We start from the raw sequence: 2,500 nt of genomic DNA, 5'->3' as shown, positions 1-2,500 counted from the left end.
CGTAGTGGAGAGGGAAACAACCCTGACCTACAGCTAAGGCCCCCAATTCATGGCTAAGTGGGAAAGCAGGTGGGACGACCAAAACAACCAGGAGGTTGGCTTAGAAGCAGCCATCCTTTAAAGATAGCGTAACAGCTCACTGGTCTAAATAAGTTGTCCTGCGGCGAAGATGTAACGGGGCTCAAGCCATGAGCCGAAGCTTAGGATGCCGTAAGGCATGGTAGCAGAGCGTAGTGTGACATAGAACTCATCCGTATTTGCATCCACCTGTGAAATATCAGCGGGTGTAATGACGGATCGAGTTCTTTCGATGAAGCCGGCCTGTGAGGGATCCGGTGGAGAGATCACTAGTGAGAATGATGACATGAGTAGCGACAAAGAGTGTGAGAGACACTCTCGCCGAAAGTCCAAGGGTTCCTGCTTAAAGCTAATCTGAGCAGGGTAAGCCGGCCCCTAAGCCGAGGCCGAAAGGCGTAGGCGATGGGAACTAGGTTAATATTCCTAGGCCAGGAGGATGTGACGGATCACAGGTGTAGTTCAATCTTATCGGATTGATTGGGCTGCTGAGTGGTTCCTGGAAATAGCCCTCCATCAGACCGTACCCTAAACCGACACAGGTGGACTGGTAGAGCATACCAAGGCGCTTGAGAGAACGATGTTGAAGGAACTCGGCAAAATACCTCCGTAAGTTCGCGAGAAGGAGGCCCGGTTCCTAGGCAACTAGGGGCTGGGGGCACAAACCAGGGGGTGGCGACTGTTTATTAAAAACACAGGGCTCTGCGAAGTCGCAAGACGACGTATAGGGTCTGACGCCTGCCCGGTGCCTGAAGGTTAAAAGGAGAGGTGAGAGCCTTGAATTGAAGCCCAGGTAAACGGCGGCCGTAACTATAACGGTCCTAAGGTAGCGAAATTCCTTGTCGGGTAAGTTCCGACCTGCACGAATGGCGTAACGACTTCCCCGCTGTCTCCAACATCGACTCAGCGAAATTGAATTGCCTGTCAAGATGCAGGCTTCCCGCGGTTAGACGGAAAGACCCCGTGCACCTTTACTACAGCTTCGCACTGGCATCAGGATTGTGATGTGCAGGATAGGTGGTAGGCTTTGAAGCAGGAACGCAAGTACCTGTGGAGCCTCCCTTGAGATACCACCCTTCGCACTCTTGATGTCTAACCGCGGTCCGTTATCCGGATCCGGGACCCTGCGTGGCGGGTAGTTTGACTGGGGCGGTCGCCTCCTAAAGCGTAACGGAGGCGCGCGAAGGTTGGCTCAGAGCGGTCGGAAATCGCTCGTTGAGTGCAATGGCAGAAGCCAGCCTGACTGCAAGACTGACAAGTCGAGCAGAGTCGAAAGACGGCCATAGTGATCCGGTGGTCCCGAGTGGAAGGGCCATCGCTCAACGGATAAAAGGTACGCCGGGGATAACAGGCTGATACTGCCCAAGAGTCCATATCGACGGCAGTGTTTGGCACCTCGATGTCGGCTCATCTCATCCTGGGGCTGGAGCAGGTCCCAAGGGTACGGCTGTTCGCCGTTTAAAGAGGTACGTGAGCTGGGTTTAGAACGTCGTGAGACAGTTCGGTCCCTATCTGCCGTGGGTGTAGGAGACTTGAGAGGAGTTGCCCCTAGTACGAGAGGACCGGGGTGAACGATCCACTGGTGGACCAGTTGTCGTGCCAACGGCAGTGCTGGGTAGCTATGATCGGACAGGATAACCGCTGAAGGCATCTAAGCGGGAAGCCCCCCTCAAAACAAGGTCTCCCTGAGGGCCGTGGAAGACCACCACGTCAATAGGCCGGAGATGTAAGCGCAGTAATGCGTTCAGTTGACCGGTACTAATCGCCCGATAGGCTTGATTTGATCCAGTAATGGAAAGACAAATCAAAAACATACACCTCAGTAAACATGGATAACTTCGCAGCACCTGGCCGCGATGTTGATTGACATAACAACCGTGCAGGAACGCGCATCCGCTTCGCGAATACGCTGCCTCCTGCGCGTCGCCTTTTTGCTTCGCAAAAAAGAGCGACGGGGATTTTCCTCGGTTTGGTGGTCATAGCGCAAGTGAAACACCCGGTCCCATCCCGAACCCGGAAGTTAAGCACTGCCGCGCCAATGGTACTTGGGCTTAAGCCCCGGGAGAGTAGGTCACCGCCAAACCTAGTAAAATCCCCCAAAACCTCTCTAAACGATGAAACACTTTCCGACCCTGACGCGGGATGGAGCAGCCCGGTAGCTCGTCAGGCTCATAACCTGAAGGTCGTAGGTTCAAATCCTACTCCCGCAACCAGCGTCGGAAAATCTCAGAACAGCCCGTTCAGACTACAATTGATCCACTGGATCAATTGCTTAACGTCTTCACCTCGTCAGGCTCATAACCTGAAGGTCGCAGGTTCAAATCCTGCTCCCGCAACCACTTTTACCGAACCAGCCGCCGCAAGGCGGCTTTTGTCGTTCTGGACCAACCCTATCAGCGCCGCCAAGGCACCCTCCAACTCAATC

General features: G+C 54.2%; 1 tRNA gene and 2 rRNA genes (1 of these 3 cut by a window edge). All 3 read left to right on the top strand.

What is annotated here, in order from left to right:
* A 23S ribosomal RNA gene (locus ACR0J2_RS24010) occupies nucleotides 1-1,858 on the top strand (it extends 985 nt beyond the left edge of the window).
* A gap of 185 nt (nucleotides 1,859-2,043) precedes the next feature.
* Nucleotides 2,044-2,158 (top strand): 5S ribosomal RNA (gene rrf, locus ACR0J2_RS24005).
* A 53-nt stretch (nucleotides 2,159-2,211) separates the two neighbouring features.
* Nucleotides 2,212-2,288: transfer RNA gene (locus ACR0J2_RS24000), tRNA-Met, on the top strand.
* Nucleotides 2,289-2,500: the final 212 nt, after the last annotated feature.

Source organism: Ruegeria sp. CG4 (assembly GCF_056537185.1).
This window is presented reverse-complemented; position numbering and strand designations above follow the sequence as displayed.